Here is a 14,908-nt window from a genome sequence, read left to right as displayed (position 1 = left end):
ATGTCGCAGACGGAATTCAAGGATCCGCTTTGGCGCCAGGGCATTTCCGGGGCACAGATGCTGTTCGTGGCCTTCGGCGCCCTGGTGCTGATGCCGCTGATCACCGGCATGGACCCTAACGTCGCCCTGTTCACCGCCGGTATCGGCACCCTCCTGTTCCAACTGGTGACCAAGCGTCAGGTGCCGGTGTTCCTGGCCTCCAGCTTCGCCTTCATCGCGCCGATTCTGGCGGCCAAGGGCGAGTTCGGCCTACCGGCCGTAATGGGCGGGATCATCGCGGCAGGCCTGGTCTACATCCTGCTGTCGATGGTGGTCAAACTACGCGGCCCGAGCTTCATCGACCGCCTGCTGCCGCCAGTGGTGATCGCCCCCGTGATCATCTCCATCGGTCTGGCGCTGTCGCCCGTGGCGGTCAACATGGCCATGGGCAAGGCCGGGGACGGCAGCGTCGAACTGGTGCCTTACAGCACCGCGATGATGATTTCGATGCCGGCACTGATCACCACCCTGCTGGTCGCGGTGCTGGGGCGCGGCATCTTCCGCCTGGTGCCGATCCTCGCCGGTATCGCGGTCGGTTGCGCCATCGCTGCCCTGCTCGGGGTGATCGACACCAGCGCCGTGCACCAGGCGTCCTGGCTGGCCGTGCCGAAGTTCATCGCACCAGAACTGCACTGGGGCGCCATCCTCTATATGGTGCCGGTAGCCCTGGCACCGGCCATCGAGCACATCGGCGGCGTAGTGGCGATCGGTAACGTCACCGGCAAGAACTTCGTCAAGCAGCCCGGCCTGCATCGCACCCTGCTCGGCGACGGTCTGGCCACCTCGGCAGCCGGTTTGTTCGGCGGCCCACCCAACACCACCTACGCCGAAGTCACCGGCGCAGTGATGCTGACCAAGAGCTACAACCCGAAGATCATGACCTGGGCAGCGGTGTTCGCCATCGCCCTGGCCTTCATCGGCAAATTCGGTGTCGCCCTGCAAAGCATTCCGGTACCAGTGATGGGCGGCATTCTCTGCCTGCTGTTCGGCTCCATCGCTGTGGTTGGCCTCAACACCCTGATCCGCCATCAGGTCGACCTGTCGGAAGCCCGCAACCTGATCATCGTATCGGTGACTCTGGTGTTCGGCATCGGCGGCATGGTCATCGGCGGCAAGGAATTCGCCCTGTCGGGCATTTCCCTGTGCGCCATCAGCGCCCTGCTGCTCAACCTAGTACTGCCAGGCGGCGACGGCTGGCGCAAACGGGACACGGAAGAGGCGTGATTTCGCCGCCCAAGAAAAAGCCCGCGATGATCGAGGGCTTTTTCGTATGCAACGACGTCAGAACTTACCAGCCAACGCCGAAACCCAGGGTGTAGCGGGTTTCATCCAGATCACCCTCGGCGCCACTGACCATGTCCTTCTCGGCCTTCACGTTCAGCGAGGCCCAGTCGGTCACCTTGTAGCGCAGGCCGATCTCGGCATCCAGGCTGTAGTCAGCCGCGCCACTGAGCGGCCGGCCAACCTCGCCGACGCTGAACAGCTGGACAGTCTTGCCGACCAGGTAGCGGTTGTAGTCCCACTTCACGCTCATGGCGTAGAAGCGATCCTGCTCGCCATTGCTGTAGCGGTAATCGCTGCGGTTGGCCAGGGTGGCGATGGAAAACGCACCCAGCTCATCATCCCAGAACTGATAACCGGGACCGGTACCGAGGGTGCGCTGACGCTCCACCTCCTCGATGCGATCGCGCTTGTACTCGAACCGCCCCTGCCAGAACCACTTTTCCGTGAGGAAGCGGTCGAGTGCGTACTCGGCATTCCAGTTGTCGGTGCTGACCACGTCATCTTTCAGCTCGCGGTTGTACTCGGCGAGCGCGTTGTGCCGCCAGCGGCCGTGACGGGCCTGGGTCTTGATGTCGACGTCATAGTCATCGGAGTCGCGCTCACCGCGCTTGTAGTCCAGCCCCAGGTCGATGTTGCCCTTCCAGGTGAAATCCTCCACCAGCGGCTTGGGCTTCATGATCTGCTCGATCTGCGTCAACTCGATGGTCTTCGGCGCCTCGCCATTGGCCAGCGTGACCTTGCCAGGCTCGGCGGCCAGCAGCGATTTGGCACGCTCACCCTCCACCGGCCCGAGCTTGACCAGCAACTCGTGGTCACTCTCCAGGGTGGCGATTTTCTTCCAGTCCAGCGGAATGGAGCCGCCGTAGTCGGTTTCCAGCAGCAGTCTGCTGCCATCGAAGAAGCGGATGGTGCCGGAGAGACGGTCACCGTTCTTCAACCAGACGGTATCGGCGAAAGCGGCGGAACTGCACAGAGCGATGCTCAGGCCTAGCAGGGACAGCGATGTAGAGCGCGACATAAGTTGGGCAAGGGCGTTGGTGGGCGAAAGCCGGGCATTATCCGCAACCCCGGCGCGAGAGCAACAGCTGACCGACCAGGATACGCAGAGTTCAGCTTTTTCCGTCGGGCGGCGATCCGTCGGGCGGCGCCCCGTCGAATGCTGCTGCGCCGAGGGGGCTCACCAGCCGACGCCCACACCGATCAAGTAATGCCGGTCCGACACGGTCTGCCCCTGCGCGCGCAGCTGATCCAGCTCATAGAGCAGCGACAGGCGGGCCCACTGGTTGAGTCGATAGCGCAGGCCGAACTCGCTATCGAGCACATAATCGATCTCGTCGATGTGCGGGACCTGCAATTCGGCGTTGGCATAGAACTCCAGCCGCGTGCCCCACAGCAGGCGTTTGTAGTCCAGCTCCAGCGAGGTGGTGTTGAAGGCCAGGTCGGCGACGTCCGACTCCAGGCGCACACGATTGAACTGGCCGATCAGATCGAAGCGCCCCAGTTCATCGTCCCAGAAGCGATACCCGGGCCCGGTGCCGACGATGCGCTGGCGGTCGACGGTTTCGAACTCATCCTCGGCCTGCTGCGCCCCCACCCGCCAGAACCAGTGCTCGGTGAAAAAGCGATCAAGGTCGTACTCCAGCTCCCAGTTGTCCTCGACCTTCCTGTCGTTCTTGGTTTCACGCTCCAGCTCGCCACTGAGCACATGCCGCCAACGCCCATGTTCGACCCGCGTGTTGCCCTTGAGCTTCCACTCGTCAACGTCGTTCTGGTTGCGCTTCATGTCCAGCTTGGCGTCGAGGTTGCCTTCCCAGAGGCGGTCCTCGAGCAACGGCCGTGGCGGCACCAGCCGCTTGATCTGCGCCAGCGGCAAGGTGTACTCGCGCTCACCCTGAACCCGGACCATGCCGCTGCCGGCGGCGGCCAACCTTTCGCTGCGTTCGTTGTCGAAACCGCTGCGGCGCACCAGCAGGGGCTTGTCCGAACTGAGGGTATCGATATCCTTCCAGTCGATCAGCACCTGGCCGGCGTATTTGGTCTTGAGCGCCAGCTTGCCGCCGTCGAGCAGAATGATGTCACCGCTGAGACGATCACCGTTGTCCAGCCAGACGGTATCGGCCCAGACCGGGACAGCCAGGGCAATGAGGAACAAGGCGACCAGTACGCGCATGTTAAGGATGCATCCTATGAGCAAGACGAAACCGCCAGAGTCTGCACGGCCGGCACCGCCACCGGCAAGCGTCGAGGCACGCCGTGAAGCGCTGTATCTGGTGCTGGCGCAAGTGCCGCCAGGCAAGGTCGTCAGCTACGGTGAGCTGGCGCAGCTGGCTGGCCTGGGCCGCGCCGCGCGCTGGGTCGGGCGCACGCTCAGCCAGTTGCCGGATGGCACCACGCTGCCCTGGCATCGGGTAATCGCCGCTGGCGGCCGCCTGAGCCTGGCCGCAGGTAGCCCTTCCGGCGCCGAACAACGGGCGCGCCTGCGCGCAGAGGGCATCAGCATCCTGAACGAACGTGTGGATATGCGTCGTCACGGCTGGCGCCCGATGGAGCACAGCAGTTAGAGTGCGCGCTATTCATTTTCCACCCCAGATTCGAGCCTGATGCCACGCAAATCCTGGCGAGAAGCCCTCGCCACCTATGCCAATCCCGCCACACTGGCTCTTCTGCTTCTGGGGTTCGCCGCCGGCCTGCCCTACATGCTGGTGTTCTCGACGCTCTCGGTATGGCTGCGCGAAGCCGGTGTGGCGCGCGAAACCATCGGTTTCGCCAGCCTCATCGGCCTGGCCTACGCCTTCAAATGGGTGTGGGCGCCGATGCTCGACCAGTGGCGCCTGCCGCTGCTGGGCAAGCTCGGCCGGCGCCGCTCGTGGCTGGTGTTGTCACAGGGGCTGGTCGCCATCGGCCTGATCGGCATGGCCAACTACGATCCGCAGACGCACCTGTCCGCGCTGGTCGCCCTGGCCGTACTGGTGGCGTTCGCCTCGGCCACCCAGGACATCGCCGTCGACGCCTATCGCCTGGAGATTCTCGGCGACGAACACCAGGCCGCGCTGGCTGCTGCCTACATGACCGGCTACCGCGTCGCCGCACTGCTGGCCACCGCCGGTGCGCTGTACTTTGCCGAGGGTTTCGGTTCGACCGCCAAGGACTACCAGTTCAGCGCCTGGGCCGGCACCTACCTGGTGTTCGCGCTGCTGATGCTGCCGGGCCTGCTCACCTCGATCTGGATGCGCGAGCCACCGGCACCACCGCACATTCAGGCCGCCCCACCCAAGCACGGATTCTTCCATCAGTTGCTGGCGATCAGTGCAGTGATCGTACTGGTCATCTCCGTGCCGACCATGTTCATCCAGTTCTACCAGAGCGATCTGGTAGCGATGGTGGTCGGCGACGTCAGCATGCAGGAGCTGCTCTACAACGATCGCGCCTTCCTGCGCGCCATGCTCTACAGCACCCTGGCCTGCGTCTGCGCGTCCGGCTTGTTCTGGGGCGGCCTGGCACCGGTGCTGAAAACCGCGGCGGCGAAGTACGGCTTCTTCCATCAGCTGTTGTCCGTACTGCTGCTGATCATCCTGCTGATCGCCATTCCAGCGATGGTCACCCAGTTCTACGAAAGCGACCTCAACCTGTTCTTCCAGGGCCAGCTGAGCCTGCAGGATCTGCTGTACTACGACCGCGCCTTCCTGCGCGCATTGCTCTATACCTTGCTCACCAGCCTGTCGATATCCAGCCTGTTCTGGGGCGGCATGGCGCCGGTGCTCACACCGATCAACGACTTCATCGTGCGTTATCGCTGGCAGGCGCTGCTGTTGCTCAGCCTGATCGCCACCTATCGCCTGTCCGATACCGTGATGGGGGTGATGGCCAACGTCTTCTACATCGATCAGGGCTTCACCAAGGAGCAGATCGCCAGCGTCAGCAAGGTCTTCGGCCTGGTGATGACCCTGCTCGGCGCCGGCGCCGGGGGGCTGCTGATCGTGCGTTTCGGCATCATGCCGATTCTGCTGATCGGCGCCGCAGCCTCGGCGGCGACCAACCTGCTGTTCATGGCCCTGGTGGGCATGGGCGCGCATCTGAACATGCTGGTCGTCACCATCAGCTGCGACAACTTCAGCGCAGGCCTGGCCACCTCGGCGTTCGTCGCCTACCTGTCGAGCCTGACCAACCTGAAGTTCTCCGCCACCCAATACGCCCTGCTCAGCTCCATCATGCTGCTGCTACCGCGCCTGATTGGCGGCTACTCCGGCGTGATGGTGGAAAACCTCGGTTATGCACACTTCTTCCTCGCCACCGCATTGATGGGCATCCCCACGCTGCTGCTCATCGTCATCCAGTGGCGCCGCGACAAACGCCAGGCGCTGCTCGAGCCGACACCACCTGCGGCCGAAAAGGCCTGATCGACAGACAGAAAAAAGCCCCGGATCGACCGGGGCTTTTTCGTTGCATCGCGTCTCACTCGGCCTTGGCCAGGTGCACCACGCGCTGTGGGAACGGAATGCCGATCCCGGCTTCGGTCAGACGCTCCTTGGCCAGCTCGGTAAAGGCGAAAGTCACCGGCCAGAAGTCGCCGGTCGCCACCCAAACACGCAACGAGAGATTCACCGCGCTGTCACCCAGCCCGGTCACGAACACCACCGGCGCCGGATCGGCCTGCACTCGCGGATCCTGGGCGATTTCCAGCAACACCTCCCGTGCCCGCTTGATATCGCTGGAGTAGTCGATACCGATGTTGATATCGGCACGACGACGCGGCTCGCGCGAATAGTTGGTGATATGACCATTGGACAGGCTGCCATTGGGCACGATCACCACCTTGTTGTCCGCCGTCTTCAGCGTGGTGTGGAAGATCTGGATGTGGTCGACGCTCCCGGAAACCCCCTGAGCCTCGATCCAGTCGCCGGCGCGAAATGGGCGGAACAACATGATCAGTACGCCACCGGCGAAGTTGGCCAGGCTGCCCTGCAACGCCAGACCGATGGCCAGCCCCGCCGCACCGATCATGGCGATGAAGGAAGTCGTCTCCACACCGATCATCGAGGCCACGCTGATCAACAGCAGAATGCGCAGCACGATGCTGACCAGGCTGCCGATGAAACTGCTCAGCGCGCGGTCGACCTTGCGCGCTTCGAGCAAGCCACCGATGGTGGAGGTGAGACGGCTGATCAGCCACCAGCCGATCAGCAGCGTGACCACGGCCAGAGCCAGCTTGCCGCTGTACTCCAGAACCACCGGCAGCCAGGCCTCGGACAGCTTGACCAGTTCGTCGACGTTCATATCCATGGGGGGCTCCTGTTTTCCCGTACATGAAACAAAACCGCCATGGCATGCCATGGCGGTCAAAATGCTATCAACCTAGGGTGCGACGCCTTGGCGCCGCAAAGGTTCAATCGCGGAAATTGTTGTACTGCAGCGGCATGCCGAACTCGTGACCGCGCAGCACGGCGATCGCCTCCTGCAGGTCATCGCGTTTCTTGCCGGTGACACGCACCTGCTCACCCTGAATGGCCGCCTGCACTTTCAGCTTGGCGTCCTTGATGTGAGCGACGATCTTCTTCGCCAGCTCCTTGTCGATCCCCTCGCGGAAAGTGACCTCCTGCTTCATCACCTTGCCCGATGCGTAGGGCTCCTTGGTTTCCATGCACTGACAGTCGATCTTGCGCTTGACCAGGCTGCCGCGCACGATGTCGAGCATCTGCTCGAGCATGAACTCGGCTTCGGCGGTCAAGGTCAGCGCCTTGTCCTTGCTTTCGATGCTGCACTTGCCGCGCAGATCGAAACGGCGGTCGAGCTCCTTGATGGCGTTATCGACCGCATTGGTCAGTTCGTGTTTGTCCAGTTCGGACACGACGTCGAACGAAGGCATGAGTGGGCTCCTGATGGACGGCGCGATACTCTTCACGGAGTGAGCGCGCCTGACTTGACGATAACTTTGGCGGGCCCATTATAACCAGACTGATACACGCCGTTTGGCGTCCTTCCTCTTTGCCTGCGAGCCAGCACCATGCCCAACCCCCATCTCAGCATCCTGGTGGTGGACGACGCCAAGTTCTCCAGCGCCATGATCGGTCGCGCACTGACCCAGGCCGGCTACCAGGACGTACGTTTCGCCAGCAGCGCCAGTGAGGCGCTGCAGCTGCTCGAGCAGCGCCCCGCCAGCGTACTGCTGGCCGACTGGCTGATGCCCGAGATCGATGGTCTGGAACTCACTGCGCGGGTACGCCAGCTGGACGAGACCGCCGATCACTACACCTACGTCATCCTGCTGACCGGCAAGGAAGGCGAAAACGTCCTGGGCGAAGCCTTCGACCGCGGTGTCGACGACTTCATCAGCAAGGCGGCGATGAACGAGCAACTGGTGCCACGCGTCTACGCCGCCGACCGGCTGTGCAACACGCTACAGCGCCTGTTGCACGAGAACCGCATGCTGACGCAGAACATCGCCAGTCTGGAACGGCGCAACCTGGTCGACCCGCTCACCGGCCTGGGCAACCCACGCTACCTGCGCCAGAAGCTGGCCGACAGCCTGCGTCAGATCGAGTCGCGCGGCGGTGCCGTGTGCTATCTGCTGATCGGTTTGCAGGAAGCCGGCAAGCTGCGCAGCCAATATGGCGACCGTTTCTTCAACGAACTGCTGCATGGCGCAGCACGCCGCCTGCAGCAGCTGGTCAGGCCGCTGGACGTACTGACCCGCCTGGACGACAACCACTTCGGCCTGATCACCCTGCTCGATGACCTGCACGAATGCTCGCCGAGCAGCTTCAAACGCCTGCACGAAGGCCTCAATCTCAAGGCCTTCAAGACCAGCGAAGGCTTCATCACCCTCAAGGCGGGTATCAGCCTGGTCGGACTGGACGCCAAGGCGTTGCCCACCGATCCCGAGCAGCTGATCAAGCATGCGGAGAAACTGCTGGCCGAGTCCTACGCCAGCGGCCGGGTCGCAGCCATGCGTCTGCCTCTGCCGTGACCTGGCATGTCCTCGGCGCCGGCAGCCTCGGCAGTCTGTGGGCCACGCGCCTGGCCCGAGCCGGTCTACCCGTCAGGCTGATCCTGCGCAACCGGCAGCGCCTCGAAGCCTACCGCGAGGCTGGTGGGCTGACGCTGATCGAAGCAGGCCAGCCCCAGCAATACGCCATCCCGGCCGAATTGCCGCAGGCGGACACGCCCATCCATCGCCTACTGCTGGCCTGCAAGGCCTATGACGCGTCCAGCGCCGCCGCGAGCGTCGCCGAACGCCTGGCACCCGGCGCCGAGCTGCTGCTGTTGCAAAATGGACTGGGCAGCCAGGAACAAGTCGCCCAGCGACTGCCCAGGCAACGCTGTCTGTTCGTCTCCAGCACCGAGGGCGCCTTTCGCCCTGCGGACTTTCAGGTGGTCTTCGCCGGCAATGGGCAAAACTGGCTAGGTGACCCTAGCGATCCGCGACCACCCGCCTGGCTGGAAGACCTGCAGCGCGCCGGCATCACGCACCTGTGGAGCCCTGACATCCTTGCGCGCCTGTGGCGCAAGCTGGCGCTGAACTGCGCGATCAACCCGCTCACCGTCCTGCATGACTGCCGCAACGGTGAACTGGCCCAGCACCCGGCTGAAGTCGCGACCCTGTGCGCCGAACTCGGCGAACTGCTGCAGCGCTGCGGTCAACCGGCCGCTGCGGAAAACCTGCATGAGGACGTGCAGCGGGTCATAGCCGCCACCGCGGCGAACTACTCATCCATGCACCAGGACGTCGCCCAGGGGCGCCGTACCGAGATCGCCTATCTGCTTGGCTACGCCAGCGCCGCCGCGCAGCGCCATGGCGTGCACCTGCCCCACCTGCAACACCTGCAACAGCGCCTGGTCCGGCACCTGCAAGAACACGGCCTACCCGTGGACTAACGCGCCATGCCGTGGCAATGACCCTCCTGGCGCGCTAACCTGCCGCTTCCACTCGCCACAGCGATACGCTCATGAGACTGCGTCAGCGCCTCGAAAACCTGCCGGTTGGCCGCAAGCTGCTTGCCGCGCTGCTGGTGTTGCTCGCCGCAGTGATGCTGGTGGCCAATCTGGCGTTCATCAGCGCGGCCTACTGGATCACTCAGGAGAGCATGGCGCCACAAGCCCTGCACACCCTGGGCCGCCTCATCGCCAGCCCGACACTCAGCAAGGAGGCGCTGCACTCGCCAGCCTCGGCGCAAACCCTGCTCACACGCCTGGATGAATACGCGCCGCTGCGTGCCGCAGTGATCTACGACAGCAACGGCGATAGCCTGGCGCAATTGCAACGCGGGGAAAAACTACAGCTGCCGCAGAAGCTCAGCCAGTTGCCCAACTGGCGCGAAACGGCCTTTCGCACCAACCTGCTGGTCGACCTGCCACATCCCAGCGGTCGCCCCGGCGCCCTGCTGCTGGTGGCCTCCAGCGAGCTCCCTGGCGCCTTCTACACCGGCACGCTGACCGCCAGCCTGGTCATTCTGGCGTTCAGCGTGCTGCTGTGGATGCTGGTCGCCAGGCAGATCAAGCGCCTGGTGACCAAGCCGATCCGCCGTCTGGAGGAGCTCTCGCGTCAGGTCACCCGGGAAGAAAACTATGCGCTGCGCGCCAACCGAGGCAATCAGGACGAGATCGGCAGCCTGGCCGATGCCTTCAACACCATGCTGATGCGCATGGAGGCGCGCGAGCAGCAGCTCAAGCGCGCCCGCGACGACGCCCAGCAAGCCTTCGACCAGGCGCAGAGCCTGGCCGAGGAAACCCGCCACTCCAACCGCAAGCTGGAGCTGGAAGTACAGGTGCGCAGCAAGATCGAGAAGAAGCTCACCGGTTTTCAGAACTACCTCAACAGCATCATCGACTCCATGCCCTCGGCACTGATCGCGCTCGACGAACAGCTCTACGTCACGCAGTGGAATCAGGAGGCCAGCGCGCTCTCCGGCACACGCCTGGAAGAAGCGCTGAACCAGCCGGTGTTCCTCGCCTTCCCGCCACTGAAACCCTTTCTCGCAAAGCTCAAGCGCACCGCCGAGCAACACCGGGTGGAAAAGATCGAGCGTGTGACCTGGCACAAGGACGAGGAACCCCACCACTACGCACTGACCTTCTACCCACTGATGGGTGGCGCGGGCCGCGGCGTGGTGATTCGTATCGACGACATCACCCAGCGTCTGGCCCTTGAGGAAATGATGGTGCAGTCGGAGAAGATGCTCTCCGTCGGCGGCCTGGCCGCCGGCATGGCGCACGAGATCAACAACCCGCTCGGCGCCATCCTGCACAACGTGCAGAACATCCGCCGGCGCCTGTCTCCAGAGCTGGAAAGGAACCTGGAGCAGGCCGAGCAGGCCGGCATCAGCCTGGACGCCATCGAGCATTACATGGAGGCCCGCGAAGTGCCGCGCCTGCTCGACGGTATCCAGCATGCCGGCCAACGCGCAGCCAAGATCGTCAGCCACATGCTCAGTTTCAGTCGGCGCAGCGACCGCCAGCTATCGCCCTGCGATCTGCCGGCGCTGATCGACCAGGCGCTGGAGATCGCCGGGAACGACTTCGACCTGGCCGACAGCTTCGACTTCAAGACCCTGGAGATCGTGCGCCAGTTCGACCCGCAGTTGGGCCCGGTGGCCGGCACTGCCAACGAGCTGGAGCAGGTCCTGCTGAACCTGCTGAAGAACGCAGCCCAGGCCATTCACCAACGCGACGAGGACAGCGAGCCCGGCCGCATCATCCTGCGCACGCGGCAAACTGGCAGCTGGGCCGAAGTTCAGGTGGAAGACAACGGCATCGGCATGAGCGAGGCGGTGCGCAAGCGCATCTTCGAACCGTTCTTCACGACCAAGGAGGTTGGCCAGGGCACCGGGCTGGGCCTGGCGGTCTCCTATTTCATCATCACCAATAACCACAAGGGGCAGATGGAGGTGCACTCCACCCCCGGCCACGGCACCTGCTTCACCCTACGCCTGCCGCTGGCCTCCCTGCCCGACCAAACAGGACTCTAAGACATGGGCTTTCGCCTCTCGAAGATCTACACCCGCACTGGCGACAAGGGCGAAACCGGGCTGGCCGACGGCCGCCGTGTCGGCAAGGATCATCCTCGTATCGAGGCCATCGGCGAACTGGACACCCTCAACAGCCAGCTCGGTCTGTTGCTCGCCGAACTGGACGAGGCAGCCGCGACCTGGCCAGGCCTCAAGGAGGTCAGCGAAGTGCTGAACCCCTGCCAGCATCGACTGTTCGACCTTGGTGGCGAACTGGCGATGCCCGAGTATCAGGCTCTGCAGCAGGTGGAAGTGCAACGCCTGGAGGCCGCCATCGACAGCTGGAACGAAGAGGTCGGGCCGCTGGAAAACTTCATCCTGCCCGGCGGCTCGAGGCTGATCGCCCAGGCTCACATTTGCCGCAGCCTGGCGCGCAGCAGCGAACGCCGCTGTCAGCACCTCAATGCAGTGGAACCGCTACGTGCCGAGGGCCTGGCCTATGTCAACCGCCTGTCCGACCTGCTGTTCGTCGCTGCCCGCGTGATCGCCAAGCGCCAGGGCATCGACGAAGTGCTGTGGAAGGCTGCCGAAAAGCCCTGAGCCGCGACTACAGGGCGGCGTCTGGCCAGAACGCGCGGATGCCCGCTACGCCCTGGGCGCCAACCTGCCAGGCGCGCTGGATATCGGCCGGGCCGACGCCGCCCAGCAGATAAGCCGGCAGGTTGAAGCCCGCTAGCATCTCGCTCGCTGCCTCCCAGCCCAGCGGCTGCGCCTCGGGGTGCGTTGCGGTCGCCTGCACGGGCGACAGGGTGACGAAGTCCACGCCCATCTGCGTTGCCAGCGCCAGTTCTTCAGTGCTGTGGCAGGACGCGGCCAACCAGCGATCATCAGGGAACGGGCGGCCGCCCGCAGCGTACTTGCGCAACTGCTCAGCCGTCAGGTGCCAGCCGGCCGCGGGAAAATCGCCCAGCCACTCCAAAGGCCCCTTGAGCATCAGCTGCGCCTTGCCGGCGCACAAACCCTGTACATCGATAGCCAGATCACGGTACTGCGGGTCGAACATGTTCGGTGCACGCAACTGGATCAGCCGCACGCCCTGCGCCAGGGCGCTACGGATGCCGGCAAGCAGCTCACTCGGTTCGAGGCCATCTGGAGTGATCAGGTAACGATCAGGCAGGCGCGCGGCGGCGACTATGGGTTTGTTGGCGGCGGGAAATTCATAGTCCAGCAGCTGCCGCTCTCTGACCCAGGCCAGTGGCTGGCCTTCTGCGCCATGGGGCTCGCCGCTGAAAGCCGAGACCTCCCAGACATCCAGCAGGACCTGCTTGTCCGGGTAGTCGTGGCGAATCTGGATCAGCGCACGCGCAGCCTGCGGCTCGATGCCAAGCTCTTCCTGCAACTCACGGTCGAGCGCAACGCGCACCGCTTCGCCGTCTTCCACCTTGCCGCCGGGAAACTCCCACAGACCGCCCTGATGTTTGTCCTGCGGGCGCCTGGCGATCAGGATGCGTCCATCCACACCCCGAATCACCGCTGCTGCGACATGAACGCGCTTCACCTCTTTACCTCCTGCAATGCTGCCTGATACCAGCGTTGGAATGCCGGCCAACGATAGATGGTTTCGACATAGGCTGCTGCCACCGTCGGCAGCGCAACATGATAACTGCGCAGGCGCGCAGCAACCGGTGCGAAGAAGGCATCGGCAATGCAGGGCCGGCCGAACAGGTAGTTGCCGGTACTGCCGAAGCGCTCGCGGCAGTCGGCCCAGATCGCGCAGATCCGATCGATATCGGCCTGCGCCGCATCGGGTAACTCGCTCAGCGCCTGGTCGCGCGCCAGATCCATTGGCAGATGGCTGCGCAGGGCGCTGAAGCCACTGTGCATTTCCGCGCAGACACTACGCGCCAGCGCTCGCGCCTGACGTTGCTGCGGCCACAGCTGCGCCTCGGGGTGGCACTCGGCGAGATACTCGGCAATCGCCAGCGAGTCCCACACCGGCCCGTGCTCGGCAAGCAGCACCGGCACCTTGCCGGTGGGTGAGTGACGCAGCAACTGCGCCCGGCTGTCCGGCTGATACAGACGCACCAGCACCTCGTCATATTCCACACCCGCCAGCTCGACAGCCAGCGCGGCACGCAACGACCAGGAGGAATAGTTCTTGTCGCCAATCACCAGTTTCAGAGCCATCTCGCGCGTCCTCGGGGATGAAGTTGCTCGACGTTAAAAGGCCGCCCCGCGAATAGCAAATTCCCGCGCGTCATGGGGCCATGAGGCGCGGGAATAGGGACCAGCAGAACCAGGGGCTGTTTGCGTTGCGCGTGGCAATGCGGCTTGCGCTGAAACGGCAACAGCCCTGATCAGGTGCGGTATTCAGCGTTGATCTTGACGTACTCGTGGGACAGGTCGGTGGTCCAGATGGTCTCGCTGCAGGTACCGCGACCCAGCTCGATGCGGATGGTGATTTCCTCACGAGCCATCACCGCGGCCCCCTGCTCTTCGGTGTAGCTGGTCGCGCGGCAACCCTTGCTGGCGATGCACACCTCACCGAGGAACACGTCGATCTTGCTCACGTCCAGCTGCGCCACGCCGGCGTAGCCCACGGCGGCAAGGATTCGCCCCCAGTTGGGATCGGAAGCGAACAGCGCGGTCTTGATCAGCGGCGAATGGGCCACGGCGTAAGCCACGTCCAGGCACTCCTGATGGGTGCCACCACCGTTGACCTGCACGGTGACGAACTTGGTCGCGCCTTCGCCGTCACGGACGATGGCCTGAGCCACTTCCATGAACACCTCGAACACCGCCTGCTTGAGCTTGGCGAACAGCTCACCGGAGGCCTCGGTGATTTCCGCCAGCGCGGCCTGGCCGGTGGCAATCAGCATGCAGCAGTCGTTGGTGGAGGTGTCGCCGTCGATGGTGATGCGGTTGAACGACTTGTTCGCCGCATCACGCACCAGATCCTGCAGCACACCCTGAGCGACCGTGGCGTCGGTGGCGATGTAGCCGAGCATGGTGGCCATGTTCGGCCGGATCATGCCGGCCCCCTTGGAGATACCGGTGACGGTGATGGTCACGCCGTCGTGCTGGAACTGACGGCTGGCGCCCTTGGGCAGAGTGTCGGTGGTCATGATGCCGGTGGCGGCGGTGACCCAGTTGTCTTCCTTCAGATCATCCAGCGCAGCCTGCAGCGCGGACTCGATCTTCTCCACCGGCAGCGGCTCGCCGATCACACCAGTGGAAAACGGCAGCACGGCGCCCTCGGTTACGCCGGTCAGCTCGGCCAGACGCGCACAGGCACGACGCGCACGCGCCAGGCCATCGGCACCGGTGCCGGCGTTGGCATTGCCGGTATTGGTCAGCAGGTAGCGTACTTCGCCGCCCAGGCGCTCGCGAGTGATCAGCACAGGAGCCGCGCAGAAGGCGTTGGTGGTGGTCACACCGGCGATGCGCGAACCTTCGGCGCAACGCATCACTACCACATCCTTGCGCCCCGGGCGCTTGATGCCGGCCGAGGCGATGCCCAGCTCGAAACCGGGAACCGGGTGCAGGGTAGACAGCGGGCCAAGACCAACAGCCATGAGATGCGCTCCTTGAAGTATGCGGTGATCGCCTCGGGCGACCGAAATGAGATGGTAAAACGCCGCGAG

The 14,908-nt window shown here is 64.1% G+C and carries 13 protein-coding genes and 1 pseudogene; 7 read left to right on the top strand and 7 right to left on the bottom strand.

Translation table 11 applies throughout. The features are described from left to right. A complete protein-coding gene (locus PCLY_RS16095) occupies positions 1 to 1,263 on the top strand; it encodes a uracil-xanthine permease family protein (protein ID WP_061240641.1) in 1,263 nt (420 codons plus the stop codon). 64 nt (positions 1,264 to 1,327) lie between these two features. Here PCLY_RS16095 and PCLY_RS16090 read toward each other — a convergent pair whose 3' ends face one another. Both PCLY_RS16090 and PCLY_RS16085 read right to left on the bottom strand, forming a co-directional pair. Next, positions 1,328 to 2,341 (bottom strand): DUF481 domain-containing protein, encoded by a 1,014-nt coding sequence (locus PCLY_RS16090; protein WP_061240640.1) that lies wholly within the window; start codon positions 2,339 to 2,341, stop codon positions 1,328 to 1,330. A 159-nt stretch (positions 2,342 to 2,500) separates the two neighbouring features. Further along, complete coding sequence (locus PCLY_RS16085) at positions 2,501 to 3,493, bottom strand: DUF481 domain-containing protein (RefSeq protein WP_061240639.1); 993 nt, start codon at positions 3,491 to 3,493, stop codon at positions 2,501 to 2,503. A gap of 16 nt (positions 3,494 to 3,509) precedes the next feature. Between PCLY_RS16085 and PCLY_RS16080 the strand changes: the two genes are divergently transcribed. Continuing rightward, positions 3,510 to 3,884, top strand: a complete 375-nt coding sequence (locus PCLY_RS16080) for an MGMT family protein (RefSeq protein ID WP_061240638.1) — start codon at positions 3,510 to 3,512, stop codon at positions 3,882 to 3,884. 39 nt (positions 3,885 to 3,923) lie between these two features. Beyond that, a complete protein-coding gene (locus PCLY_RS16075; protein WP_061240637.1) occupies positions 3,924 to 5,720 on the top strand; it encodes an AmpG family muropeptide MFS transporter in 1,797 nt (598 codons plus the stop codon). Positions 5,721 to 5,775: 55 nt separating this feature from the next. Here the strand turns inward: PCLY_RS16075 and PCLY_RS16070 are convergent, their stop codons facing one another. Together PCLY_RS16070 and PCLY_RS16065 are read right to left on the bottom strand one after the other, a co-directional pair. Next, a complete protein-coding gene (locus PCLY_RS16070; protein WP_061240636.1) occupies positions 5,776 to 6,603 on the bottom strand; it encodes a mechanosensitive ion channel family protein in 828 nt (275 codons plus the stop codon). 103 nt (positions 6,604 to 6,706) lie between these two features. Continuing rightward, entirely contained in the window at positions 6,707 to 7,186 is a 480-nt protein-coding gene (locus tag PCLY_RS16065) for a YajQ family cyclic di-GMP-binding protein (RefSeq protein ID WP_061240635.1), read from the bottom strand. Positions 7,187 to 7,321: 135 nt separating this feature from the next. On the opposite strand from PCLY_RS16065, the pseudogene PCLY_RS16060 reads away from it, so the two are divergent. The 4 genes and pseudogenes from PCLY_RS16060 to PCLY_RS16045 form a co-directional block, all read left to right on the top strand. Continuing rightward, a pseudogene (locus tag PCLY_RS16060) lies at positions 7,322 to 8,287 on the top strand (GGDEF domain-containing response regulator); the annotation flags it as partial. Beyond that, positions 8,284 to 9,195, top strand: a complete 912-nt coding sequence (locus tag PCLY_RS16055; RefSeq protein WP_061240633.1) for a putative 2-dehydropantoate 2-reductase — start codon at positions 8,284 to 8,286, stop codon at positions 9,193 to 9,195. The pseudogene PCLY_RS16060 and the gene PCLY_RS16055, both read left to right, overlap by 4 nt. Positions 9,196 to 9,266: 71 nt before the next feature. Beyond that, entirely contained in the window at positions 9,267 to 11,285 is a 2,019-nt protein-coding gene (locus PCLY_RS16050) for an ATP-binding protein (protein WP_061240632.1), read from the top strand. A gap of 3 nt (positions 11,286 to 11,288) precedes the next feature. Continuing rightward, positions 11,289 to 11,864 carry a cob(I)yrinic acid a,c-diamide adenosyltransferase gene (locus PCLY_RS16045; RefSeq protein ID WP_061240631.1) on the top strand — a complete coding sequence of 192 codons (576 nt, stop codon included), beginning with the start codon at positions 11,289 to 11,291 and terminating at the stop codon, positions 11,862 to 11,864. 7 nt (positions 11,865 to 11,871) lie between these two features. Here the strand turns inward: PCLY_RS16045 and PCLY_RS16040 are convergent, their stop codons facing one another. The 3 genes from PCLY_RS16040 to argJ all read right to left on the bottom strand — a co-directional run bounded on the left by PCLY_RS16040 (position 11,872) and on the right by argJ (position 14,839). Continuing rightward, on the bottom strand, positions 11,872 to 12,822 hold the full coding sequence (locus PCLY_RS16040; RefSeq protein WP_061240630.1) for a Nudix family hydrolase: 951 nt from the start codon (positions 12,820 to 12,822) through the stop codon (positions 11,872 to 11,874). Continuing rightward, a complete protein-coding gene (locus PCLY_RS16035) occupies positions 12,819 to 13,451 on the bottom strand; it encodes a glutathione S-transferase family protein (protein WP_061240629.1) in 633 nt (210 codons plus the stop codon). Before PCLY_RS16035 ends, PCLY_RS16040 begins: the two co-directional genes overlap by 4 nt. 170 nt (positions 13,452 to 13,621) lie before the next feature. Beyond that, a complete protein-coding gene (argJ, locus tag PCLY_RS16030) occupies positions 13,622 to 14,839 on the bottom strand; it encodes a bifunctional glutamate N-acetyltransferase/amino-acid acetyltransferase ArgJ (protein ID WP_061240628.1) in 1,218 nt (405 codons plus the stop codon). Positions 14,840 to 14,908 lie beyond the last annotated feature (69 nt).

It is taken from the genome of Ectopseudomonas composti (assembly GCF_001567565.1).
Taxonomy (GTDB): Bacteria; Pseudomonadota; Gammaproteobacteria; order Pseudomonadales; family Pseudomonadaceae; genus Aquipseudomonas; species Aquipseudomonas composti_A.
The sequence above is the reverse complement of the archived record's forward strand: the minus strand, read 5'-3'. Positions and strand labels throughout refer to the sequence as shown.